Source organism: Pseudomonas sp. PAMC 29040 (genome assembly GCF_003994535.1).
GTDB classification, from domain to species: domain Bacteria; phylum Pseudomonadota; class Gammaproteobacteria; order Pseudomonadales; family Pseudomonadaceae; genus Aquipseudomonas; species Aquipseudomonas paraversuta.
Genome location: NZ_RZAA01000004.1, coordinates 159,545 through 184,739 on the forward strand (window position 1 = coordinate 159,545; position 25,195 = coordinate 184,739).

Consider the following 25,195-nt stretch of genomic DNA (forward strand, 5'->3'; position numbering starts at 1 on the left):
CTCATTTGGATTGCGCAATCAGATCCAGCACCGCTTTGGCGGCCTGATTGGAAGCGTCGAGACGCAATGTACGGTGTATCTCGTCAAAGCCCCGGGTCTGCTCTTCGCCACCGTCCAGCAAGGGCAGCAGGGTTTGCGCCAATGCTTGCGGGGTAGCCGCATCCTGCAACAGTTCAGGCACCAACATCCGTTGAGCCAGCAGGTTGGGCAATGACACGTAGGGACTTTTGACCAGACGCTTGAGAATCCAGTAGGTCAGACCTGCAAGACGATACGCCACCACCATCGGGCGCTTGTACAGCAGCGCTTCCAGGGTGGCCGTACCGGATGCAATCAATACCGCATCACATGCCGCCAGGGCCAGATGCGAGCGGCCGTCGAGCAAGGTCAGGGGCAGATCACGCCCGACCAGCAACTGTTCGATTTGCGCCCGGCGCGCCGCATTGGCGCAAGGCAGGACAAACCGCACATCAGGTCGTGCTTCACGAATTTTTTGCGCAGCATCCAGAAACAGCCCGCCCAGCTTACCCACTTCGCCACCGCGACTGCCCGGCATCAAAGCGACCAGCGGCCCCTCAGGCAACCCCAGCTCGGCACGCGCACCGGCTTTGTCGGCCTCAAGCGGGATGGTGTCTGCCAGAGAGTGTCCGACGAAACGCACAGGTACACCGTGCTCTTCATAGAACCTGGCTTCAAACGGCAGCAAGGTCAGCATCAAATCGCAGCCTTCGCGGATTTTCAGCACTCGCTTCTGACGCCACGCCCATACGGAAGGGCTGACGTAGTGCACGGTTTTGATCCCGGCACGACGTAACTGGAGTTCGATATTGAGCGTGAAGTCAGGCGCATCGATGCCGATAAAGACATCGGGCCTTTCTGCGATCAGGGTCTGGACCAGAAGCTTGCGGCGCTTGAGCAATTCGCGCAAACGACCCAGCACCTCAACCAGCCCCATGACCGACAGTCGCTCCATCGGGAAGTAAGAGCTCATGCCCTCAGCTTCCATCAATGGGCCGCCGACGCCGATAAATTCGACATCAGGATGCTGTGCCTTGAGTGCCCGCATCAGCCCCGAGCCCAAAATGTCGCCCGAAGCCTCCCCTGCCACCAGCGCGATACGCAATCTAGCCATGACTAGCGCGTAATGCCGCGGGTGGAGGATTGAATCGACTCAACAAACATTGCAACTTCAGGGAATTGCGCAGCAGGCTCAGCCAGTTCGGCCAGCGCCTGATCAACGGTCAGGCCCTGGCGGTACACCACTTTATAGGCGCGGCGTAACGCGTGAATGGCGTCTTCACTGAAACCGCGACGGCGCATGCCTTCGAAGTTCATGCTGCGCGCTTGCGCAGGGCTGCCAAACACCGTCACAAATGCCGGTACGTCCTTGCCAATGGCGGTGCCCATGCCCGAGAAGCTGTGGGCGCCGATATGGCAGAACTGATGAACCAGAGTAAAACCGGACAGGATCGCCCAGTCACCCATGTGCACATGGCCCGCCAGGGCAGCGTTATTGACCAGAATGCAGTGATTGCCGATCACGCTGTCATGGCCGATGTGGGCATAAGCCATGACCAGATTGTGATCGCCCAGGGTTGTTTCGGCGCGATCCTGAATGGTACCGCGATGAATGGTGACCCCTTCACGAATGACGTTGTGGTCACCGATCACCAGGCGGGTTTCTTCGCCCTTGTACTTCAGATCAGGTGTGTCCTCGCCTACCGAAGAGAACTGGTAGATACGATTGTGCTTACCGATCCTGGTTGGGCCCTTGAGAATCACATGCGGCCCAATCACTGTCCCCTCGCCGATTTCCACACCTGCGCCGATGATCGACCATGGGCCGACCTCGACGTCGTCGGCCAATATGGCCGTCGGATCGATGATTGCGCGAGGGTCAATCAAACTCATAGTTTGCGTTCCGCACAGATAATTTCAGCCGAGCAAACCGGCTTTCCATCAACCGAAGCCTGGCACTCGAACTTCCAGATCTGACGCTTGCAGCTCAGAAATTTGGCTTCAAGAATCAGTTGATCACCCGGGGTGACCGGTTGACGGAAGCGCAGCTTGTCGGAGCCCACGAAATAGTAAAGCGTGCCGTCGGCAGGCTTGAGGTCGAGCATTTTGAAGCCAAGGATACCAGCTGCCTGAGCCATCGCTTCAATGATCAAAACGCCGGGCATGATTGGGTGCGCCGGAAAGTGACCGTTGAAAAAAGGTTCATTGATGCTGACATTCTTGTAGGCACGAATGCGCTTGTTCTCGATATCCAGATCCACTACGCGATCCACCAGCAGGAACGGGTAACGGTGGGGCAGATATTCGCGAATCTCGTTGATGTCCATCATTTCGTGGGGAAGCCTGTAATAAAGATTGGGCGCGCGCGACTAAGGCGCGCTCCTCTAGCAAATCAAGGAAGCAAACCAGTGGCTATGCACACTTGATATGGAAAATGTATTAGCCCTCTGAAGAAGCTTTACCGTCCGGGGTCACTTCCCCGACGTGCTTTTCCAGATGTTTAAGCCGTCTGGCGATATCGTCCAGCTGACGAATACGTGCCGCGCTCTTGCGCCATTCGGCCGCCGGCTGCATGGCGGTCCCTGAAGAATAGGCGCCTGGTTTGGTAATCGAGTGAGTCACCATCGTCATACCAGTCAAGAACACGTTGTCACAAATTTCAATGTGCCCCACCAAACCGACACCACCCGCCAACATGCAGTGCTTGCCGATTTTAGTGCTACCGGAAATACCCACACAGGCAGCCATGGCCGTATGGTCACCGACCTGAACGTTATGGGCGATCTGGATCTGGTTATCCAGCTTGACGCCATTACCCAGCACCGTGTCGGCCAAAGCACCGCGGTCGACGGCGGTGTTGACGCCAATTTCGACATCATCACCGATGGTTACCCCACCGATCTGCGCGATCTTTTGCCAGACACCCTTCTCGTTGGCGAAACCAAAACCCTCACCGCCCAGCACAGCACCCGACTGAATCACCACGCGCTTGCCGATGCGTACGTCGTGATAAAGCGTTACCCGTGGTGCCAGCCAGCCGCCCTCGCCGATTTCACAACGGGCCCCGATAAAGCAGTGGGGACCGACCGTGACGCCGGCAGCGATTCGAGCACCACTTTCAATCACCGCAAAAGCACCAATGCTGGCCAGCGGATCGATCACCGCATCAACAGCAATGACTGCCGTCGGGTGAATGCCGGGCGCAGCCTTGGGCTTGGGATCGAACAAGTGGGAAATTCGGGCATATGCCAGATAAGGATCAGGTACCAATAGCGCATCACCGACATAATCCTCGGCATCGTCCGGCTTGAGCAATACAGCTCCCGCGTGACAGTCGACAAGGAATTTTCGGTACTGGGGATTGGCCAGAAAGCTCAACTGAGCTGGGCCAGCCTCTTGTAAAGTGGCTAGCCCAGTAATTTCTTTCTCCGCGCTGCCACGCAAGGTGGCACCGAGGAACTCGGCCAATTGGCCGAGTTTTATAGTCGCAGTCATAATTACTTCAGCTGATTCATGCGCTCGATAACCTGGCGAGTGATGTCGTACTGAGGTTTGACATCAATCACAGCACCACGCTCGAATACCAGGTCAAAGGCACCTTTCTTGATGACTTCTTCAACAGCGCTGTCCAGTTTTGGCTTGAGCTGTTTCAGCATTTCACGGTCAGCAACTGCTTTGGCTTCGTTCAGTTCCTTGGACTGGAACTGGAAATCGCGGGCCTTTTGCTTGAATTCAAGCTCCAGACGCTCACGCTCGCCCTGCTGCATTTTGTCGCCGCCTTTTACCAGACGATCCTGAATACCCTTGGCGCTGCTTTCCAGGCTTTTGAGCTTGGTCAGTTGCGGGCCAAATTTCTTCTCGGCATCCACGGCATAACGCTTGGCAGCGTCAGATTCCAGCAATGCCATCTGATAGTTCAGTACGGCAATTTTCATATCAGCAAAGGCTGGGCCAGCGACCAGGACCGAAGCCAGGAGAACCAATTGAGTCAACTTGCGCACGATGCACTCCTAAAAAATCTGTTGTCTGTGTCTAAAGTCAGGCTTTTAGAAAGTCTGGCCGAGGGAGAACTGGAATACCTGGGTATCTGCGTCATCCGGTTTCTTGACCGGCATTGCCAAGCTGAAGCTTAGCGGGCCAAGTGCAGTCACCCAGGTCACGCCAACACCGACAGAGCTGGCCATATTGCTAAAGCTGATGTCGCAATCCTTGGTATCGCCCTTGCAGTTGGTGTCGAACACGTTACCAACATCCCAGAACACAGAGGTCCGCAGGGAGCGCTGATCTTTGACGAACGGCATCGGGAACAGAACTTCCACACCGCCCTGGATCAGCACGTTACCACCAAATGGTAGCGGATCCTGATCAGGGTCAGCGATGGTGCCCGGGTTTTTACCCGAGCTAGGCGTGCTGCGAGGGCCCAGAGCGCTGTCCTTGAAACCACGTACCGAGTTGAAACCACCGGCGTAGTAGTTCTCGTAGAACGGCAGGCCTTCAGTCGAACCGTAACCGTCGCCATAGCCCAGCTCAGTGTGCAGACGCATGGTGTAGGTGTCGGTCAACGGCTGGAACAGCTGGGCACGGTAGTCCAGCTTGTAGAACTGCAGGTCGCTGCCAGGAATCGTGCTTTCAAGCACCAGGCTCTGCGAGCTGCCGCGTGTTGGCAGTACACCTTTGTTCAGGGTCGATTCAGACCAGCCGACCGATGCCTTGAAGTTGAGGTACTTGGTGCCTTCACGGTTTACGAAGTCGAAAATCTCGTCAACGGTGTACTGACCGGTACTGATTTCATCCTGCTGCACGGTCAGACCATAGGTCAGACGCGAGGTGTCGCTGATCGGGTAACCCATGCTGACGCCTGCACCCAGGCTGTCAACGGAGTAGTTGGCAACGTCAACGTCCAGATCTTTGTAGTCAGTGGTGCGGTAGAACACGTTGTAGCCCAGGCTTACGCCATCTGCAGTCCAGTACGGATCAACGTAGCTGAAGTTGTAGCGGCTCTGGTATTCGCTGCGGGTCAGGCCAATGCTGACCTTGTTACCCGTGCCCAGGAAGTTGTTCTGCGTGATCGAGCCACCCAGGATCAAACCGGCGCTCTGGGCAAAACCGACGCTGGCAGTGATCGAACCCGAAGCCTGCTCTTCTACGGCGTAGTTCACGTCAACCTGGTCGTCAGTGCCTGGCACAGCCGGAGTTTCAACGTTCACTTCCTTGAAGAAGCCCAGACGCTCAAGGCGAACCTTGGACTGGTCAATCAGGTAAGTCGAAGCCCAGCCACCTTCCATCTGGCGCATTTCGCGACGCAGAACCACGTCTTCAGACTTGGTGTTGCCGCGGTAGTTGATGCGGTTCACGTAAGCACGCTTGCCCGGATCAACCACAAAAGTGATGGCTACCGTGTGATCTTCAGGGTTTGGCTGAGGCACACCGTTCACGTTGGCGAAGGTGTAGCCCTCGTTACCCAGACGACGGGTAATCAGTTCGGAGGTAGTGGTCATCAGCTTGCGCGAGAACACCTGCCCTGGCTGAACCAGCAACAGCGATTTGATCTGGTCTTCAGGAACCTTGAGGTCACCGCTCAGTTTCACTTCGCCGACATTGTATTTTTCGCCTTCATTCACGTTGACCGTGATGTAGACGTTCTTCTTGTCGGGGGTGATCGATACCTGGGTCGAAGCGATATCCATATTGATATAGCCGCGATCGAGGTAGTAAGAGCGCAGACGCTCAAGGTCACCCGACAGTTTTTCACGAGCATACTTGTCGTCATTCTTGAAGAACGACAGCCAGTTCGTGGTTTTCAGTTCGAAGAGGTCAACCAGATCTTCTTCAGGGAAGACGGTGTTGCCCACCACGTTGATGTGCTGGATAGCAGCAACCGTGCCTTCATTGATGTTGACCTTCAGGGCAACGCGGTTACGCGGCTCGGGCACCACTTCGGTGTCAACCGTGGCCGAGTAGCGGCCCTGGGCAACATACTGGCGTTGCAGCTCGTTGCGTACACCCTCAAGGGTTGCACGCTGGAAGATTTCACCTTCGGCCAGGCCCGACTGTTTGAGCCCTTTCATCAGGTCATCAGTGGAGATCGCCTTGTTACCGTCGATGGTGATGCTGGAGACGGATGGACGTTCGACAACCGTAATGACAAGCACATTGCCATCACGACCCAGTTGGATATCCTGAAAGAAACCGGTTTTGAACAACGCACGAGTGGATTCCACCAAACGGCGGTCATCCGCTACTTCACCCACGTTCAGAGGCAACGCACCAAACACGCTACCGGCGGAAACCCGCTGCAGCCCGTTGACACGAATATCAGAGATAGTGAAGGACTCGGCGTGAACTTCGGCGATCATCAGTACGGCGAGAACCGCAGTTAGCAGCAGACGTTTCATGAAGTCCTTTCTTATTCCAACTGGCAATAAACAAACTGCCGCAAAATGCGGCAGATTCGCAATTCAGCGAAGTGTTTACAGACGTCCCAGATCGTTGACCAGAGCAAGCAACATCACCCCGATCACCAAACTGATACCGATCTGCATCCCCCAACCCTGCACCCGATCCGACAAGGGACGACCACGCGCCCACTCGATCAGATAAAACAATAAATGCCCCCCATCCAGTACAGGGATGGGCAACAAATTCAGAACCCCAAGGCTAATACTCAGATAAGCCAGGAAACTCAGGAAATCCACGACGCCCGACTGGGCAGAAGCGCCCGCCACTTTAGCAATGGTTATCGGTCCACTCAAGTTTTTTACCGAGAGCTCACCGAACAACATTTTCTTCAGCGAATCGAGAGTCAATACGCTCATGGTCCACGTACGCTTTGCACCCTCCCCGATTGCGGCGAGCGGGCCGTAACTGACCTCACGAATCATTGCCGGTGGCCAATCGACACCTTTGGCCCCCGCCCCCAGATAGCCGGTTGCCGCCTTACCTTCGCCGCGAGCCGCCAGGGTAACAGGGACATCAAGCGCAACCCCGTCGCGCTCGACATGCAACACAACACGGGAGTCCGGCCGCACGCGAACCCAGTCAACCACCTGCTGCCAGTCGTTGATGGCCTGATCGTTGATGGCCAACAGCTTGTCACCGATTTTAAGTCCGGCAGCCTGTGCCGGGCCTTTCGGGTCAAGCTCTGCCAGCACTGCCGGCAACTCGGGGCGCCACGGGCGAATACCCAGCGACTTGATCGGATCCGGCTCGTCAGCAGACTTGAGCCAGTCATGCAGGATCAACTGATGCGAAGTCTCGACATCCGAGCCCGGCCCGCGCACTGCGATCTGGATAGAACCGCTTTCGCCCAGACGGCGGACCAGTTGCAGGTTTACGTTCGACCAGCCAACGGTCGGCTCGCCGTCAATGGCAACGATTTCCTGGCCGGCCACAAGGCCGGCCTGAGCTGCCAGGCTGGCGCTTTCTACGGCACCGATTACAGGCCGCACCTGCTGGCTGCCCATCATTGCCAGCACCCAGAAAAACACCATCGCCAACAAGAAGTTGGCGATCGGCCCGGCGGCGACAATGGCTATGCGCTGACCAACGGTCTTGCGATTGAAGGACTGATCCAGCTGATCGGCGGGAACCTCGCCTTCGCGCTCGTCGAGCATTTTCACGTAGCCACCCAACGGGATGGCTGCAATGACAAACTCGGTACCCTTGCGGTCATGCCAGCGCAGCAAAGGCGTACCGAAACCCACGGAGAAACGTAGAACCTTGACGCCGCAACGGCGCGCCACCCAAAAGTGACCGAATTCATGAAAAGTGACCAGCACACCCAATGCCACCAGGGTGCCAACAATCATATATAGCGCACTCATCTACTTTCTCCGCGATCCTGTCCGGTTCCGGCAAGCACCACTTATCAGCCGTTACGACTCAACCACTGTTCAGCCCGCATTCGCGCCTTGGTATCGGCGGCGAAGACCGCCTCTAACTCGTCTACTGCAACCACAGGCTCACTGTTCAAAACGTCTTCGATGATACGGGCAATTTGCGGGTAACGGATTCGGCCATCAAGAAAGGCCGCAACCGCTACTTCGTTCGCCGCATTCAGCATCGCCGGCGCACTGTTGCCCGCCATGGCCGCTTCACGGGCCAGGCGCAAGCAGGGAAAGCGCTGCTCATCCGGGCGCTGGAAATCAAGACGCGCAACTGCAAACAGATCCAGCGGCGCGACCCCCGAATCAATGCGCTCAGGCCATGCCAGGGCATTGGTAATCGGAGTGCGCATATCCGGATTACCCAGCTGGGCAAGCACCGAACCGTCCACATAATCGACCAGCGAATGAATCACGCTTTGCGGATGGATGACCACCTCGACTTGGTCCGGTCTGGCGTCAAACAGCCAGCAAGCCTCGATCAATTCCAGGCCCTTGTTCATCATGCTGGCAGAGTCTACGGAAATCTTGCGCCCCATCGACCAGTTGGGATGGGCACAGGCCTGATCCGGCGTAACGTGCTCAAGCTCCGCCAGGGGGGTCTGGCGAAAAGGTCCGCCAGACGCCGTCAACAGAATCCGGCGAACGCCAACATTAGTCAGGCCTCGGGCGAAATCCTGCGGTAGGCACTGGAAAATGGCGTTGTGCTCACTATCAATGGGCAACAGCACCGAACCACTGCGGCGAACAGCCTGCATAAACAGGTCGCCGGTCATCACCAGCGCTTCTTTATTCGCCAACAGGATTTTTTTGCCTGCATTGACCGCTGCCAGTGTCGGACGCAAGCCCGCAGCACCAACAATCGCCGCCATGACCGAATCAACCTCGGGCGCCGAAGCAATCTGGCACAGGCCTTCCTCACCCACCAGGACCTCGACACCGAGCCCTGCCGAGCGCAGGCCGGCCAGCAACTGGCTGGCCGCACGATCATCCGGCACGACCACAACCTTTGGCTTGTGGGTAATGCACAACGCCAGCAGCTCGGCGAGACGGCTGTAACCGCTCAAACCGAACACCTGATAGCGATCAGGGTGACGGGCAACAACATCCAGGGTGCTCAGGCCAATCGAACCCGTAGCCCCCAGAACAGTAATCTGTTGTGGACGGCTCATGACGCCGCCATCCACAGCAATACAGCAAATACCGGGATCGCCGCAGTCAAACTGTCGATGCGGTCCAGAACACCACCATGGCCAGGCAGCAGGTTACTGCTGTCCTTGATCCCGGACTGGCGTTTGAACATGCTTTCGGTGAGGTCACCCACCACCGAAATCAATACGATCACGCCAGCACCGACCAGTGCGGCAAACATCTCGGAGGCGCTCCAGCCACGCACCACACCGACCGCAGCGGTGATCAGCAAGCTCAGCAACAAGCCGCCAAATACACCCTCCCAGCTTTTGCCCGGACTGACTTTCGGTGCGAGCTTGCGCTTGCCGAATTTACGCCCCGAGAAATAGGCGCCGATATCGGCACCCCACACCAGAACCATCACTGCCATGATCAACCAGTTACCCAGCGCCATCGCCTTGATCAGCACCAGACCCTGCCAGGCCGGCAACAGAATCAACAGGCCGATGACCAGTTTGGTCGCAGTCGTTGACCAGTGCACCGATGATTGCGGAAAGGTCAGCACCAGGTAGGTTGCCACTGCCCACCATAGAACCGCAGCACCCAGCACCCATGGCGCCAGATCAGGGAATATGTGCAGGCCAAACAGCAGCAAGGCTACAACCGCAGCAAAGGCAACGCGGGCCGGCTGAGCTTCAAAGCCCGCCAGGCGTGCCCATTCCCAGGCCCCCAGGGTCACGACCAGGCCAATAAACAGCGCAAAGCCGGCCCCCTCAAGCAGGAAAAAACCGCACAGGGCAATTGGCAGCAAGATAAGAGCAGTAATGATTCGTTGTTTAAGCATTAAACCCGGGCTCCAGCCTCAACCTGCTCGCTCGTTTTACCGAAGCGGCGCTGGCGAGAAGCGAAATCAGCCAATGCATGACGCATGGCTTCGTGTTTGAAGTCCGGCCAGAACAGGTCGGAGAAGTACAACTCGGAATAGGCCAGCTGCCACAGCAGAAAATTGCTGATGCGATGCTCGCCACCGGTGCGAATGCACAGATCAGGCAAAGGCAGATCACCCGTTACCAGACAGGCTTGCAACACGTCAGGGGTGATGTCTTCAGGCTGCAAATGCCCTGCCTGCACCTGACGCGCCAACTGCTGAGCGGCCTGGGCGATGTCCCACTGACCGCCGTAGTTAGCGGCGATCTGCAGCACAAAGCGCTCAGAACCCGCAGTCATTGCTTCCGCTTCACGCATCGCCATTTGCAAATCGGGATGAAAGCGTGAGCGGTCGCCAATGATCCGCAGACTGATGTTGTTTTCATTGAGGCGCTTGGCCTCACGACGCAGTGCCCGGAAGAACAAGTCCATCAAGGCACTGACTTCTGCTGCCGGGCGCTGCCAGTTTTCACTGGAGAACGCGAACAGCGTCAGCACCTCGACCTTGGCCTGGGCACACACTTCAATCACTGCGCGAACCGCATCCACTCCCGCTTTATGCCCGGCAACACCCGGCATAAAGCGTTTTTTCGCCCAGCGATTATTACCGTCCATAATGATGGCGACGTGTCGCGGCACCGATGACGGCTCAGCCTGCTTGGTCATTTCCATAAAACGCCCAGACCCTTATACGGCCATCAGGTCAGCTTCTTTCTGCTTGGTGGCAGTTTCGATATCAGCTACAGCCTTGTCGGTCAGCTTCTGAATATCATCAGCAGCACGACGCTCTTCGTCTTCGCTGATTTCTTTTTCCTTGACCAGATCTTTCAACTGGCTCAGCGCATCGCGACGAATATTACGCACAGCAATGCGGGCATCTTCAGCTGCGTCACGGGCCTGCTTGGCGAACACCTTGCGGGTTTCTTCAGTCAGGGCAGGCATGGAGATCAGCAGCAATTCGCCCAGGTTGGTCGGATTGAGGTTCAGACCGGCGCTCTGGATTGCCTTGTCTACCGCACCGAGCATATTGCGCTCGAACGCTACGACTTGCAGGGTACGGGAGTCTTTGACAGTGATGTTGGCCACTTGGCTGATCGGAGTATCCGAGCCGTAGTAAGGCACCATCACGCTACCCAGAATGCTCGGGTGAGCCTTGCCGGTACGGATCTGGCCAAATGCATGGGACAGAGATTCCAGCGATTTCTGCATGCGCGTTTGAGCGTCTTTTTTGATTTCGTTGATCATTGTTGACCTTCCTCGATCAGAGTGCCTTCAGCGCCGCCATGGACAATATTAAGCAGGGCGCCGGGCTTGTTCATGTTAAATACACGCAATGGCATTTTATGGTCGCGGCACAAGCAGATAGCCGTCAGGTCCATTACGCCCAGCTTGCGATCCAGTACTTCATCGTAAGTCAGATGATCGAACTTCTCGGCATGCGGGTCTTTGAATGGATCTGCGGTGTACACGCCGTCGACCTTGGTTGCCTTGAGCACCACATCAGCGTCAATTTCAATGGCACGCAAACAGGCAGCCGAATCCGTCGTGAAGAATGGATTACCGGTACCTGCAGCAAAAATCACCACATCCTTGGCGTTCAGGTGACGCATGGCCTTGCGACGATCGTAATGATCAGTCACGCCCACCATGGAAATGGCCGACATTACGATGGCGGAGATATTCGCACGTTCCAGCGCGTCGCGCATGGCCAGGGCGTTCATCACGGTTGCCAGCATGCCCATATGGTCGCCTGTAACGCGATCCATACCTGCAGCACTCAGCGCAGCCCCACGGAACAGGTTGCCACCACCAATCACCAACCCTACCTGAACACCGATACCAACCAGCTGGCCGACTTCCAGCGCCATGCGGTCGAGAACTTTGGGATCGATCCCGAACTCTTCAGAGCCCATCAGGGCTTCGCCGCTTAGCTTGAGTAGAATGCGTTTATAGCGAGCTTGATAACCACTGCCCTGCTGAGCCATTGCGAATCTCTCCTGCCGCGTTTTATAAAAAATCTGTGCGAGGCTGTTTACAGCCCGCGCTTACTCTAGCTGGCACTGCACAGCAGCACCATCGGAACACTATTTTGTAAACCGGTTCCGCCGGGAAGGGAAAATCCCCACCCATTTGAAAAGAGGCTGCGCGCGTGAGCGGGCAGCCTCTTCGGGTCGACAGTTTAGAACCGTCTTATTGCTTGCTTGCAGCCACTTGTGCAGCAACTTCAGCAGCGAAGTCATCAACTGGCTTCTCGATACCGTCGCCTACTTTGAAGTAGGTGAAGGAAACGATTTCAGCGCCGGCTTTCTTGGCCAGTTCGCCGACCTTGATTTCCGGGTTCTTAACGAAAGCTTGTTCAACCAGGCTGGCTTCAGCCAGGAACTTGCTGATACGACCGGCAACCATTTTTTCAACGATTTCTGCTGGCTTGCCTTTGATCTTGTCTTCGTTGAGGCTCATGAACACGGTTTTTTCGCGTTCGATAGCGTCAGCGGAAACTTGCGATGGCAGCAGGAACTCAGGGTTGCTTGCAGCTACGTGCATGGCGATGTCACGTGCCAGCTCGGCGTTACCGCCTTTCAGAGCTACTACAACACCGATCTTGTTGCCGTGCAGGTAAGCATCAACAACGTCGCCTTCGATGCGGGCCAGGCGACGGATGTTTACGTTCTCGCCTACTTTACCAACCAGAACCAGACGATCAGCTTCCTGCGAAGCGATCAGCGGAGCTGCGTCGGTCAGCTTCTCAGCGAAAGCTTTTTCTACGCTGTCAGCAACGAATTTTTTGAAGTCGTCTTGCAGAGCCAGGAAGTCGGTTTGCGAGTTAACTTCAAGAATAACGGCAGATTTGCCATCTTCAGCAACTTTAACTGCGATAGCGCCTTCAGCAGCAACGTTGCCTGCTTTTTTGGCAGCCTTGATGGCGCCCGAAGCACGCATGTCATCAATGGCTTTTTCGATGTCGCCGCCAGCCTTGGTCAAGGCTTTCTTGCAATCCATCATGCCTTCGCCGGTACGCTCACGCAGTTCTTTAACCAACGCTGCAGTAATCTCTGCCATTTCAAAATTCCTCTTGGATAGGTTTTCAACCATTCCACCCGACCGAACGGGCGTTCAATTCGTGTGAAGCATGCCTCGATACAACCCTGCCAGCCGCAATCTGATACAGCAACGCCAGGGCAACTTCCAACAAATGGATTTCGAGGTGGCAAAAAGGGGGCCAAGCCCCCTTTTTGCGTACTGAGTAAACGCTAGGCGTTAATTACTCAGCCTTCAACTACCGCTGCAGCCGGAGCTTCTTCGACGAAAACGTCGGTGCCGCCAGCAACGTGGTTACGGCCTTTGATCACAGCATCAGCCATCGCACCCATGTACAGCTGGATAGCGCGGATTGCGTCATCGTTACCCGGGATGATGTAGTCAACACCTTCTGGGCTGCTGTTGGTATCGACAACGCCGATAACCGGGATACCCAACTTGTTAGCTTCGGTGATCGCGATACGCTCGTGATCAACGTCGATAACGAACAGTGCGTCTGGCAGACCGCCCATGTCCTTGATACCACCCAGGCTACGATCCAGCTTTTCCAGATCGCGAGTACGCATCAGCGCCTCTTTCTTGGTCAGCTTGGCGAAAGTACCGTCTTCGGCCTGGACTTCAAGGTCACGCAGACGCTTGATGGAAGCACGGATGGTTTTGAAGTTGGTGAGCATGCCGCCCAACCAGCGGTGATCAACGTACGGCGAACCGCAACGGGTTGCTTCTTCAGCAACGATCTTGCCAGCGGAACGCTTGGTGCCGACGAACAGAATCTTGTTTTTGCCCTGGGCCAGACGCTCTACGAAAGTCAAAGCTTCGTTGAACATTGGCAGGGTTTTTTCAAGGTTGATGATGTGGATCTTGTTACGCGCGCCAAAGATGTATTTACCCATCTTCGGGTTCCAGTAACGGGTTTGGTGACCGAAGTGCACACCGGCCTTCAGCATATCGCGCATGTTGACTTGGGACATGGTAGTTCCTTAGTAAGTCGGGTTAGGCCTCCACGTATCCCAACGACCAACCAGCAGCTTCGAGCTGAAGGCACCCAGGTCATCGTGTCGATACGTGTGTGGGTTTGTGCTTAGCGGGCTATACCCGGAAAGCGGCGCATTTTATACCACAAGATGCGCAAAAAACGAAACACGGATTCAGACTTTCTTCCTCGCCCTTTTGCGCAGGGTCTGGAATAGAGCCAGAATGCCCCATTCTATTAAGAGAAGCGATGGCGAGAGGCCCATGATTATCGCCGACCGTCTGTTAGAATCGCATTTTTATGGCGGTGTGCAGCAACAAAGCACCCCCGCAATCCTGATGATGAGCGCCAACGCGCGAAGAGAGCCCGAATGACCGTCACCCTCAAAACCCCCGAGGACATCGCAAAAATGCGTATCGCCGGCAAACTGGCCGCCGAAGTCCTGGAAATGATTGCCGAGCACGTCAAGCCCGGCGTTACCACCGAAGAGCTGGACCGCATCTGCCATGACTATATTGTCAACGTGCAGCAGGCCATCCCCGCTCCGCTCAACTACAAAGGCTTTCCGAAGTCCATCTGCACCTCGATCAACCATGTGGTGTGCCACGGCATCCCGGGCGACAAGGTGCTGAAAGACGGTGACACCCTGAATATCGACGTTACCGTCATCAAGGACGGTTACCACGGCGATACCAGCCGCATGTTCCACGTCGGCAAGGTACCGGTCTGGGCCGAGCGCCTGTCGCAAGTGACCCAGGAATGCATGTACAAGGCCATCGAAATCGTCAAACCGGGCTGCCGCCTGGGCGACATCGGCGAAGTGATCCAGAAGCACGCTGAAAAGAACGGCTTCTCGGTAGTTCGCGAGTTCTGCGGCCACGGCATCGGCAAGGTCTTCCACGAAGAGCCGCAAATCCTGCACTACGGTCGCGCCGGCACCGGCATGGAACTTAAAGCAGGCATGACCTTCACCATCGAGCCGATGATCAACCAGGGCAAAGCCGATACCAAGGTTCTGGGTGATGGCTGGACCGCAATCACCAAGGACCGCAAGCTGTCAGCGCAGTGGGAACACACCCTGCTGGTGACCGAGACGGGCTACGAGATCTTCACCCTGCGCAGCGATGACACCATCCCTCGCGTTTCGGCCTGATACCTCAAGCAGTCTCTATATAGATTCTCCCTATATAAAAGCTTTACAGCGATAGGAAAGCCAATCGATGCCGCAGGTGGATCCCGAACTTTTTGACCGCGGCCAGTTCCAGGCCGAACTGGCGTTGAAGGCAAGCCCCATTGCCGCTTTCAAAAAGGCCATCCGCCAGGCGCGAGAGGCTCTGGACGAACGCTTTCGCAGTGGCCGCGACATTCGACGCCTGATCGAAGATCGCGCCTGGTTCGTCGACAATATCCTGCAACAGGCGTGGGATCAGTTCAGCTGGAGCAACCAGGCCGATATCGCCCTGGTTGCCGTCGGCGGCTATGGCCGTGGCGAACTGCACCCCTACTCCGACATCGATTTGCTGATCCTGCTGGACAACGCCGATCACGAAATTTTCCGCGACTCCATCGAACGCTTTCTGACCCTGCTCTGGGACATCGGTCTCGAAGTTGGCCAGAGCGTGCGCTCGGTGGACGAATGCGCCGAGCAGGCCCGCGCCGACCTGACCATCATCACCAACCTGATGGAAAGCCGTACCGTGGCCGGCCCTGAGCGCCTGCGCCAGCGCATGCTGGACGTCACCAGTACCGCCCACATGTGGCCCAGCAAGGATTTCTTTCTGGCCAAGCGTGCCGAGCAGAAAGCTCGTCACCACAAATACAACGACACGGAATACAACCTGGAGCCCAACGTCAAAGGCTCACCGGGCGGCCTGCGCGATATCCAGACCATTTTGTGGGTGGCCCGACGTCAGTACGGCACCCTCAATCTGCGCGCCCTGGCGGGTGAAGGTTTCCTGGTCGAGAGCGAGCACGCCCTGCTGGCATCCTCGCAAGAGTTCCTGTGGAAAGTCCGCTACGCCCTGCACATGCTCGCCGGCCGCGCTGAAGACCGCCTGCTGTTTGATCATCAACGCAGCATCGCCGAGTTGCTCGGCTTTACCGGCGAAGATACCAAACAGACCATCGAAAACTTCATGCAGCAGTACTACCGGGTGGTCATGAGCATCGCCCAGCTCAGCGACCTGATCATCCAGCACTTCGAAGAAGTGATTCTGGCACCCGACGACGCCGCGCCGCCTGCCCCGCTGAACTCGCGCTTCCAGCTGCACGATGGCTACATCGAGGCCACCAGCGACCATGTGTTCAAACGCACGCCGTTTGCCATGCTCGAAATTTTCCTGCTGATGGCCCAGCACCCCGAGATCAAGGGCGTGCGGGCCGATACCATTCGTCTGTTGCGCGAACACCGCTACCTGATCGACGACGACTTCCGTAAAGACATCCGCAACACCAGCCTGTTTATCGAGCTGTTCAAGTGCAAGATCGGCATCCATCGCAACCTGCGCCGGATGAACCGCTACGGCATTCTCGGACGCTACCTGCCCGAATTCGGCTTTATCGTCGGGCAAATGCAGCACGACCTGTTCCACATCTATACCGTCGATGCCCACACCCTGAACCTGATCAAGCATCTGCGTAAATTGCAGTACACCCAGGTGTCAGAGAAATTCCCGCTGGCCAGCAAGCTGATGGCCAAGCTGCCCAAGCCTGAACTGATTTACCTGGCCGGGCTGTATCACGATATCGGCAAAGGCCGGCATGGCGACCACTCCGAGATTGGCGCGGTAGATGCCGAGGCGTTCTGCATCCGCCACCAGTTGCCGCAGTGGGATACACGCCTGATCGTGTGGCTGGTGCAAAATCACCTGGTGATGTCGACCACCGCCCAGCGCAAGGATCTGTCCGACCCCCAGGTCATCCATGACTTCGCCCAGATCGTGGGCGACGAAACCCGTCTCGACTACCTGTACGTCCTGACCGTGGCCGATATCAATGCCACCAACCCGACCCTGTGGAACTCGTGGCGCGCCAGCCTGTTGCGCCAGCTTTACACCGAAACCAAGCGCGCACTGCGTCGCGGCCTGGAAAACCCGGTTGATCGCGAAGAGCAGATCCGCCAGACCCAGAGTGCCGCGCTGGACATATTGGTGCGCAACGGCAACGACCAGGACGATGTGGAACAACTCTGGTCCCAGCTTGGCGACGACTACTTCCTGCGCCATACCTCGGCCGATGTGGCCCTGCACACCGAGGCCATCCTGCAACAACCGGCCGATGGCGGCCCGCTGGTACTGATCAAGGAAACCACCCAGCGCGAGTTCGAAGGCGGCACCCAGATTTTCATCTACGCGCCCGACCAGCATGACTTCTTTGCCGTAACCGTGGCCGCGATGGATCAGCTCAACCTGAACATTCATGACGCGCGAATCATCACCTCCAGCAGCAAGTTCACCCTCGATACCTACATCGTGCTCGACAACGACGGCGAAACGATCGGCAATAACCCGGCCCGCGTCGAGAGAATCCGCAAGGGCCTGACTGAAGCGCTGCGCAACCCCGATGACTACCCCAACATCATCCAGCGCCGGGTTCCCCGCCAGCTCAAGCATTTTGCTTTCCCGCCCCAGGTGACGATTCACAATGACGCGCAGCGCCCGGTGACCGTACTGGAACTCAGCGCACCCGACCGGCCCGGCCTGCTGGCCCGTATCGGGATGATTTTTCTGGAGTTCGACCTGTCGTTGCAGAACGCCAAGATTGCCACCCTGGGCGAGCGCGTCGAAGACGTGTTTTTCGTTACTGACGAAAACAATCAGCCGCTGTCCGATCCGCAGCTGTGCATGCGTTTGCAGGAAGCCATCGTTGAACAGCTGACCGTCGACAAAGACTCAACCCCTGAACCGTGGCGCCTGAGCATTTAAGCGCCGCCGAGCGAGACCCGCATCCAATGAACAACGCTCTAAACCAGCTTCAGCCTTATCCGTTCGAAAAACTGCGCGCCCTGCTTGGCAGCGTGCAGCCCAACACCGACAAACGCCCGATTGCGTTGTCCATTGGCGAACCCAAACACCGCTCGCCGGATTTCGTGGCCAAGGCCCTGGCCGACAACCTGGACCAGATGGCGGTCTACCCGACCACCCTCGGCATCCCGGCCCTGCGCGAAGCCATTGGCGGCTGGGCCGAGCGACGTTTCCAGGTGCCAAAAGGCTGGCTCGACCCGGCGCGCAACATCCTGCCGGTCAACGGTACCCGTGAAGCGCTGTTTGCCTTCACCCAGACCGTGGTCAACCGTGGCGACGACGCGCTGGTGATCAGTCCGAACCCGTTCTACCAGATCTACGAAGGCGCGGCGTTCCTCGCCGGCGCCAAACCGCACTACCTGCCGTGCCTGGCAGAGCATGGCTTCAACCCGGACTTCGACGCCGTAGCGGCCGAGACCTGGGACAACTGCCAGATCCTGTTCCTGTGCTCACCGGGCAACCCGACGGGCGCGCTGATCCCCCTCGACACCCTGAAAAAACTGATCGCCCTGGCTGACAAACATGACTTCGTGATTGCCGCCGACGAGTGCTACAGCGAACTGTACTTCGACGAGCAGACACCGCCCGTCGGCCTGCTGAGCGCCTGCGTAGACCTGGGTCGTGAAGATTTCAAACGCTGCGTGGTATTCCACAGCCTGTCCAAGCGCTCCAACCTGCCGGGCCTGCGCTCGGGTTTCGTGGCCGGTGACGCCGAGATCCTCAAGGCATTTTTGCTGTATCGCACCTACCACGGCTGCGCCATGCCGGTTCAAACCCAGCTGGCCAGCATTGCGGCCTGGAACGACGAAGCCCACGTGCGCACCAACCGCGACCTGTATCGCGAGAAGTTCGATGCGGTGCTGGAAATTCTGGGCCCGGTCCTCGACGTACAGCGCCCGGACGGCGGCTTTTACCTGTGGCCCAACGTTGAAGGGGATGACGCAGACTTTTGCCGCGACCTGTTCGCCGAAGAACAGGTGACTGTGGTCCCGGGCTCGTACCTGTCCCGCGAAGTCGACGGCTTCAACCCCGGCGCCGGCCGCGTGCGCATGGCACTGGTAGCGCCGCTGGCAGAATGCGTAGAAGCCGCAGAACGGATTCGCGAGTTCATTCTGCGCCGCAAATAACCTCCAGACCTGCAGCAGCGAACTTGCCCCGCGATCTTTAAAGATCATGAGGCGAGCTCGCTGCTGCAGATGTCGGGCTACTTCACGGTTCCCAGGTTGGCCTCGCTCAAGTCCAGATCCCGCAGGACTTCACTGAGTACGTCATCACCGATTTCATGGTGGCGACGCAAGCTGTACAGCTCCAGCCGTTGCGCCCTGAGCGCCTTGAGCCGCAAACGGCTTTCCAGATGGTCCATCTGCGACGCCAGCGCCTGAGCTTCCGCCGAGTCATTGAACACCTCAAGCTGATGCCGGTACTCGGACATGATCCGCGCCTTCAATTCAGCCGCCAATGCCGCCAGCGCAGCATCCTGTTTCTCGGGCTCGACCACCTCTTCAGCCTCCAGCGCATGAATCGCCGCTTCCGCCGTGCGCCGCCACGCTTCGCGCACTTCAGCCCGCATGGCATCGTCCTGACTCTTGGGGATACCGCGCAACAACAGGGGCAAGGCAATGCAGGCCACGATCAACGACAGCAAAATCACCCCGGCGGCAATGAAGATCAACAGTTCGCGCTCCGGAAAATCCAGGCCTTCGCTGATCAACAGCGGCACCGACATCACGCCCGCCAGCGTCACGGCCCCACGCACCCCGCCCACCGTCAGCAACCAGCAGGAACGTGCAGTCGGCACCATGGTCAACTCGCCCTTGCCGCGCCAGCGGCGCAACAGGCCGGACAAGCGCCAGATGCTCTGCACCCAGATAAAACGCAACGCCAACAGCACCAGAAAGATCACCACTACATCCAGGCAGCGATACATCAGGGTCGGCCACAGTGTGGGCTCCAGTCTGACGACGGCTTTGATGATGTCCGGCAACTGCAGGCCCAACAGCAAGAAAATCAGGCCATTGAAGGCAAATTCCAGCAGCGACCACACGCTGCGGTTCAGTAACCGGGTACTGGTTTGCCGCGGCAACAAATCCAGCCAGCTCTGCATCATCCCCGCCGCTACCGCCGACAAAATACCCGAAGCCCCCAGACGCTCGGCCAGTACATAAGCGGCAAACGGCAGCAGAAGCATGAACACCACATGCGTGGCCGGATCATCCCAGCCCCGCGTGATCATCCACGAGCGCATGCGCCCTACAACCCAGCTCAATGCCACACCTATCGCCAGGCCGCCACAAGCCACCAGCAAAAAAGTCACGCTGGCATTGGCCAGGGAAAAAACCCCGGTGATGGCTGCCGCCAGGGCGAACTTGAAGGTCACCAGGCCGGTCGCGTCATTCATCAACGCCTCGCCCTGCAACATATGCATCAGGGGTGCCGGCAGCCGGTTTTGGGCAATGGCCGATACCGCCACCGCATCCGTCGGCGACAGTACGGCGGCCAGGGCAAACGCAACGGGTAGAGGAATGCTCGGTAATAGCCAATGAATGAAGTAGCCGGCCCCCACGACAGTGAACAGCACCAAGCCGACGGCCAGCGTCAGAATGGGCCCCCGCAGGCGCCAGAATTCGCGCTTTGGCATGCGCCAACCGTCCGAGAACAACAACGGCGGCAAAAACAAAAAGAGAAATAACTCGGGGTTCAGCGCCACGTGCAAGCCCAGGGTTGGCCACGCCAGCACTGCACCGGCAGCAATCTGCACCAGGGGCAGAGGCAGCGGAATCACGCGCCCCAATAAACGCGAGACGCCCACCAGCATCAGCAAGATGAGGACGGTATAGGCAGTTTGCATATCAACAGGATTCCCGAACAATAAGCCTTAAAACATATGAGGCAACAATTTCCCCATTGCGTACCATAGTAGCCTTTAAGCCCGGGCTCTGACCGCTGAACAAAAGTCGCAATGCGACGACCTGTCACACGTACATGCCAAGCTTGCACCCGGCCGAGCCCAAGGCCGCTGCTCATGGCATAATCCGCCACCGATCATTTCCCGGCGTATTCAAAGGAGGGGCAATCCAGTGACCGATTCGAACAAGACGTTGCACCTTTTCGGCATCAAGGCCTGCGACACCATGAAGAAGGCTCGCACCTGGCTGGATGAGCATGCCGTGCGCTACGACTTCCACGATTACAAAGCCAGCGGTATTGACCGCGAGCACCTGACCCAATGGTGCAACGAGCACGGCTGGCAAGTGGTACTCAATCGCGCCGGTACAACCTTTCGCAAACTCGACGACGAACGCAAAGCCGATCTCGACCAGGCGAAAGCCATTGAACTGATGCTTGCCCAACCCTCGATGATCAAGCGCCCGGTGCTCGATCTCGGAGACAAAACCCTGATTGGCTTCAAGCCAGATCTTTATGCGGCGGCCCTTCTTTAAAGCCCGCCCATTTATTTATGTTCAAGAGGTAATTGCATGTCTACTACCCTATTCAGCGCGGCCTTTGGTGTTGGTACCCAGAATCGTCAAGGCGCATGGCTGGAAGTGTTTTACGCCCAACCGTTGCTTAACCCGTCGGCCGAGCTGATCGCAGCCATCGCCCCGATCCTGGGCTACACCGGCGGCAACCAGGCAATCACCTTCAGCACCGCGCAAGCTGCACAAATGGCTGAAATCGCCAAACCGATCGACACCGCCCAGGCCGCCCTGCTGACCCGTCTGGCTGAAAGCCACAAGCCGCTGGTCGCCACCCTGCTGGCCGAAGATGCAGCCCTGACCTCCACCCCCGAGGCCTACCTCAAGCTGCACCTGCTGTCCCATCGCCTGGTCAAGCCCCACGGCCTGAGCCTGGCTGGCGTGTTCCCGCTGCTGCCGAACGTGGCATGGACCAGCCAGGGTGCCATCGACCTGGGCGAACTGGCCGAGCGTCAGCTCGAAGCCCGCCTGCGTGGCGAGTTGCTGGAAGTGTTCTCGGTCGACAAGTTCCCGAAAATGACCGACTACGTGGTTCCGGCCGGCGTGCGTATCGCTGACAGCGCGCGGATCCGTCTGGGCGCCTACATCGGCGAAGGCACCACCGTGATGCACGAAGGTTTCGTCAACTTCAACGCAGGCACCGAAGGCCCGGGCATGATCGAAGGCCGCGTCTCGGCGGGCGTATTCGTCGGCAAGGGCTCGGACCTGGGCGGCGGCTGCTCCACCATGGGCACCCTGTCGGGCGGCGGCAACATCGTGATCAAGGTTGGCGAAGGCTGCCTGATCGGCGCCAACGCCGGTATCGGTATCCCGCTGGGCGACCGCAACACCGTTGAGTCCGGCCTTTATGTAACCGCCGGCACCAAGGTCGCGCTGCTGGACGAGAACAACCAGCTGGTCAAAGTGGTCAAGGCCCGTGACCTGGCCGGTCAGCCAGACCTGTTGTTCCGCCGCAACTCGGAAACCGGCGCTGTGGAATGCAAAACCCACAAGTCGGCCATCGAGCTGAACGAAGCACTGCACGCTCACAACTAAGCGTCTGTCTGCCACTGACGGGGCCAGCCTCTGGTCCCGTCAACAGAGCCCTGAACACCATGCTTTTGCCTTCCCCCTGGCGCGCTGACTTCCCTGCCATCGCCGCCATGCAACGTCAGGACCAGACCTATCTGGACAACGCTGCAACTACACAAAAACCCCAGGCCCTGCTCGACGCACTGCAGCATTACTACGCCAATGGCGCAGCCAATGTGCACCGCGCCCAGCATCTGCCGGGCGCCCATGCGACCCAGGCGTTTGAAAACACCCGTAAGAAAGTGACGCAATGGCTCAACGCCAGCGACTGCGGGCAAATTGTTTTCACCCACGGCGCCACCTCGGCGCTGAACCTTCTGGCCTATGGGCTGGAACACCAATTTACCCAGGGCGACGAGATCGTTATCAGCGCCCTGGAACACCATGCCAACCTGCTGCCGTGGCAACAGCTTGCCAAGCGTAAAAAACTGACTCTGGTGGTACTGCCGCTGGATGCCGACGGCGTGATCGACCTCGATGCCGCCGCCCGCCTGATCACCCCCCGCACCCGCCTGCTGGCCGTCAGCCAGTTATCCAATGTGCTCGGTGTATGGCAGCCGTTACCTGAGCTGCTGGCTCTGGCTAAGGCGCAAAATGCGCTGACCGTGGTTGATGGCGCCCAGGGCATCGTCCATGGCCGGCATGACGTGAACGCGCTGGGCTGCGACTTTTACGTTTTCTCCAGCCACAAACTGTACGGCCCGGACGGGCTGGGCGTGCTGTTTGGCCGCCACGCCGCGCTGGCCCGCCTGCAGCACTGGCAGTTCGGTGGCGAGATGGTGCAAGACGCTGACTACCAGAGCGCAACCTTTCGCCCGGCACCGCTGGGCTTTGAAGCCGGTACTCCGCCGATTGCCAGCGTGATCGGTCTGGGCGCAACCCTCAGCTATCTGTCCACTCTGGATCAAGCAGCCGTCGAAGCCCACGAAGCCGCATTGCACAGCCTGCTGATCGACGGCTTGACGCAACGCCAGGGGGTTCGCCTGCTGGGTTCGCCACAGCTGGCGCTGGTGAGCTTTGTGGTTGACGGCGTGCACAATGCCGACCTGGCACATCTGCTGACTGAGCAAGGCATCGCTGTGCGGGCCGGTCATCACTGTGCCATGCCGCTGCTCAAAAGCTTCGGTCTGGCCGGAGCTATCCGCGTGTCGCTGGCGCTGTACAACGACTCCGACGATCTACAGCGTTTTTTCGAGGCGCTGGACCAGGCGCTGGAGTTGCTGCAATGACCCTGCCCGCCGATGCACAGGCCGCCCTCGACAGTTTTGAACACTGCACAGGCTGGGAACAACGCGCGCGCTTGCTGATGCAATGGGGGCAACGCCTGCCCGAGCTTGACCTGGCAGACAAAAACGAAGCCAACCGCGTGCATGGCTGCGAAAGTCAGGTGTGGTTGCTGGGTGAGCTGCGCGACGGTCACTGGCAGTTTGCAGCCAGTAGCGATGCACGATTGATCCGCGGGCTGGTCGCCCTATTGCTGGCACGGGTCAATGGCTTGTCCGGCGAACAGCTGCAACAGGTGGATTTGCCCGAGTGGTTCAACCAGCTGGGCTTGAGCCGGCAGCTGTCACCGTCGCGCAGTAATGGGCTGAATGCCGTATTGCAGCGGATGCGCGAGCTGGCAGGCTAAACCCCATCGCTGGCAAGCCAGCTCCCACGGGGTATTAGCGCCTACAAAAACAGTGTGGGAGCTGGCTTGCCAGCGATGGCATCGGGACGATTAACGGGGCCGATCAGGCAGGCTTCACCCGCTCCGAGGGCCGCCGCACGCCCGCCACGATCTTGTCCACGGCCTTGGTGGCCGCGACCATGCCAAAAGTGGCCGTCACCATCATCACCGCGCCAAACCCACCGGCGCAATCAAGCTTGACCCCGTCACCCACAAAGCTTTTCTGCAGGCAAATGCTGCCGTCAGGCTTCGGATAGCGCAGCTGCTCGGTGGAAAATACGCAAGGCACGCTGTAATGACGGGTCATGGTGCGCGAGAAGCCATAATCGCGGCGCAAGGTCGAACGCACTTTTGAAGCCAGCGGATCATTGAAGGTGCGGTTCAAATCGCAGACCTGGATCAGCGTCGGGTCAATCTGCCCCCCCGCACCACCGGTAGTGATAATCTGGATCTTGCGCCGCTTGCACCAGGCAATCAGCGCTGCCTTGGCATTCACGCTATCGATACAGTCAATCACGCAATCGATATCGGGGGTGATGTATTCGGCCATGGTTTCGCGAGTCACGAAGTCAGCCACTGCATGCACCTTGCAGTCAGGATTGATCTGACGCAGACGCTCGGCCATCACTTCCACCTTGTCTCGACCAATGGTCGTGCTCAAGGCGTGTAACTGGCGATTGCTGTTGCTGACGCACACGTCATCCAGATCAAACAGCGAGATTTCACCTACGCCACAACGGGCAATGGCTTCTGCCGCCCACGACCCGACACCGCCCACACCGACGATTGCTACATGGGCCGCGCGCAGCCGCTCCAGGCCTTCTATGCCATATAACCGGGCTACACCGGCAAACCGTGGATCTTCTGTACTCATGACCATCACCCTGAAACCGGCGCGCATTATAGGGGCATGACCCGGGGTTTTGTATCTTTCCTGGAGGCTGCGCGACCAAGCCTGCTTTAATACCTGGAGGTACAACGAGGCA

23 protein-coding genes are annotated in these 25,195 nt (G+C 58.0%); 7 read left to right on the top strand and 16 right to left on the bottom strand.

Annotated elements, in window-relative coordinates:
• Position 1: 1 nt before the first annotated feature.
• The 14 genes from lpxB to rpsB form a co-directional block, all read right to left on the bottom strand.
• A complete protein-coding gene (gene lpxB, locus WG29040_RS08495; protein ID WP_003440456.1) occupies positions 2-1,132 on the bottom strand; it encodes a lipid-A-disaccharide synthase in 1,131 nt (376 codons plus the stop codon).
• Positions 1,133-1,134: 2 nt separating this feature from the next.
• Complete coding sequence (gene lpxA / locus WG29040_RS08500; RefSeq protein ID WP_003440454.1) at positions 1,135-1,911, bottom strand: acyl-ACP--UDP-N-acetylglucosamine O-acyltransferase; 777 nt, start codon at positions 1,909-1,911, stop codon at positions 1,135-1,137.
• A complete protein-coding gene (gene fabZ, locus WG29040_RS08505; RefSeq protein WP_003440450.1) occupies positions 1,908-2,348 on the bottom strand; it encodes a 3-hydroxyacyl-ACP dehydratase FabZ in 441 nt (146 codons plus the stop codon). Before fabZ ends, lpxA begins: the two co-directional genes overlap by 4 nt.
• Positions 2,349-2,457: 109 nt before the next feature.
• On the bottom strand, positions 2,458-3,513 hold the full coding sequence (lpxD, locus tag WG29040_RS08510; RefSeq protein ID WP_003440447.1) for a UDP-3-O-(3-hydroxymyristoyl)glucosamine N-acyltransferase: 1,056 nt from the start codon (positions 3,511-3,513) through the stop codon (positions 2,458-2,460).
• A gap of 2 nt (positions 3,514-3,515) precedes the next feature.
• Positions 3,516-4,019, bottom strand: coding sequence for an OmpH family outer membrane protein (locus tag WG29040_RS08515; RefSeq protein ID WP_003440444.1), 504 nt, complete (start codon positions 4,017-4,019; stop codon positions 3,516-3,518).
• A 45-nt stretch (positions 4,020-4,064) separates the two neighbouring features.
• Positions 4,065-6,413 (bottom strand): outer membrane protein assembly factor BamA, encoded by a 2,349-nt coding sequence (bamA, locus tag WG29040_RS08520; RefSeq protein WP_003440442.1) that lies wholly within the window; start codon positions 6,411-6,413, stop codon positions 4,065-4,067.
• Between the two features lie 75 nt (positions 6,414-6,488).
• On the bottom strand, positions 6,489-7,841 hold the full coding sequence (gene rseP / locus WG29040_RS08525) for a sigma E protease regulator RseP (RefSeq protein ID WP_003440439.1): 1,353 nt from the start codon (positions 7,839-7,841) through the stop codon (positions 6,489-6,491).
• 44 nt (positions 7,842-7,885) lie between these two features.
• A complete protein-coding gene (ispC, locus tag WG29040_RS08530; protein WP_003440436.1) occupies positions 7,886-9,073 on the bottom strand; it encodes a 1-deoxy-D-xylulose-5-phosphate reductoisomerase in 1,188 nt (395 codons plus the stop codon).
• On the bottom strand, positions 9,070-9,876 hold the full coding sequence (locus WG29040_RS08535; protein WP_127196010.1) for a phosphatidate cytidylyltransferase: 807 nt from the start codon (positions 9,874-9,876) through the stop codon (positions 9,070-9,072). Before WG29040_RS08535 ends, ispC begins: the two co-directional genes overlap by 4 nt.
• Entirely contained in the window at positions 9,876-10,631 is a 756-nt protein-coding gene (gene uppS / locus WG29040_RS08540) for a polyprenyl diphosphate synthase (protein WP_003440430.1), read from the bottom strand. Before uppS ends, WG29040_RS08535 begins: the two co-directional genes overlap by 1 nt.
• 15 nt (positions 10,632-10,646) lie before the next feature.
• Positions 10,647-11,204 (bottom strand): ribosome recycling factor, encoded by a 558-nt coding sequence (gene frr / locus WG29040_RS08545; RefSeq protein WP_003440428.1) that lies wholly within the window; start codon positions 11,202-11,204, stop codon positions 10,647-10,649.
• Positions 11,201-11,944, bottom strand: a complete 744-nt coding sequence (gene pyrH / locus WG29040_RS08550; RefSeq protein WP_003440426.1) for a UMP kinase — start codon at positions 11,942-11,944, stop codon at positions 11,201-11,203. The genes frr and pyrH overlap by 4 nt, the downstream gene beginning before the upstream one ends.
• A 205-nt stretch (positions 11,945-12,149) precedes the next feature.
• Entirely contained in the window at positions 12,150-13,019 is an 870-nt protein-coding gene (gene tsf, locus WG29040_RS08555) for a translation elongation factor Ts (RefSeq protein WP_003440424.1), read from the bottom strand.
• Between the two features lie 206 nt (positions 13,020-13,225).
• Positions 13,226-13,969 carry a 30S ribosomal protein S2 gene (gene rpsB / locus WG29040_RS08560; protein ID WP_127196011.1) on the bottom strand — a complete coding sequence of 248 codons (744 nt, stop codon included), beginning with the start codon at positions 13,967-13,969 and terminating at the stop codon, positions 13,226-13,228.
• A 291-nt stretch (positions 13,970-14,260) separates the two neighbouring features.
• On the opposite strand from rpsB, the gene map reads away from it, so the two are divergent.
• The 3 genes from map to dapC all read left to right on the top strand — a co-directional run bounded on the left by map (position 14,261) and on the right by dapC (position 19,120).
• A complete protein-coding gene (gene map, locus WG29040_RS08565) occupies positions 14,261-15,124 on the top strand; it encodes a type I methionyl aminopeptidase (protein WP_127196012.1) in 864 nt (287 codons plus the stop codon).
• Between the two features lie 67 nt (positions 15,125-15,191).
• Positions 15,192-17,894: a [protein-PII] uridylyltransferase gene (locus WG29040_RS08570; RefSeq protein WP_010655964.1), complete on the top strand. Its 2,703-nt coding sequence runs from the start codon at positions 15,192-15,194 to the stop codon at positions 17,892-17,894.
• A 26-nt stretch (positions 17,895-17,920) separates the two neighbouring features.
• Complete coding sequence (gene dapC / locus WG29040_RS08575; protein ID WP_127196013.1) at positions 17,921-19,120, top strand: succinyldiaminopimelate transaminase; 1,200 nt, start codon at positions 17,921-17,923, stop codon at positions 19,118-19,120.
• Between the two features lie 77 nt (positions 19,121-19,197).
• On the opposite strand, the gene WG29040_RS08580 is transcribed toward dapC, so the two are convergent.
• The gene (locus WG29040_RS08580) at positions 19,198-20,841 is read right to left on the bottom strand and encodes a Na+/H+ antiporter (RefSeq protein ID WP_003440407.1); all 1,644 of its coding nucleotides are present in this window, start codon (positions 20,839-20,841) and stop codon (positions 19,198-19,200) included.
• Positions 20,842-21,070: 229 nt separating this feature from the next.
• Here WG29040_RS08580 and WG29040_RS08585 point away from each other — a divergent pair, with 229 nt between their 5' ends.
• From WG29040_RS08585 to WG29040_RS08600, 4 genes are read left to right on the top strand one after another with little or no spacing between them, the layout of a single operon-like run.
• Positions 21,071-21,433, top strand: a complete 363-nt coding sequence (locus WG29040_RS08585; protein WP_127196014.1) for an ArsC family reductase — start codon at positions 21,071-21,073, stop codon at positions 21,431-21,433.
• Positions 21,434-21,469: 36 nt separating this feature from the next.
• Positions 21,470-22,504, top strand: a complete 1,035-nt coding sequence (gene dapD, locus WG29040_RS08590) for a 2,3,4,5-tetrahydropyridine-2,6-dicarboxylate N-succinyltransferase (protein ID WP_003440400.1) — start codon at positions 21,470-21,472, stop codon at positions 22,502-22,504.
• 59 nt (positions 22,505-22,563) lie between these two features.
• Positions 22,564-23,769 carry a cysteine desulfurase gene (locus WG29040_RS08595; RefSeq protein ID WP_127196015.1) on the top strand — a complete coding sequence of 402 codons (1,206 nt, stop codon included), beginning with the start codon at positions 22,564-22,566 and terminating at the stop codon, positions 23,767-23,769.
• A complete protein-coding gene (locus WG29040_RS08600; protein WP_003440394.1) occupies positions 23,766-24,170 on the top strand; it encodes a SufE family protein in 405 nt (134 codons plus the stop codon). Before WG29040_RS08595 ends, WG29040_RS08600 begins: the two co-directional genes overlap by 4 nt.
• Positions 24,171-24,273: 103 nt before the next feature.
• Here the strand turns inward: WG29040_RS08600 and tcdA are convergent, their stop codons facing one another.
• Positions 24,274-25,083: a tRNA cyclic N6-threonylcarbamoyladenosine(37) synthase TcdA gene (tcdA, locus tag WG29040_RS08605; RefSeq protein ID WP_003440391.1), complete on the bottom strand. Its 810-nt coding sequence runs from the start codon at positions 25,081-25,083 to the stop codon at positions 24,274-24,276.
• Positions 25,084-25,195 lie beyond the last annotated feature (112 nt).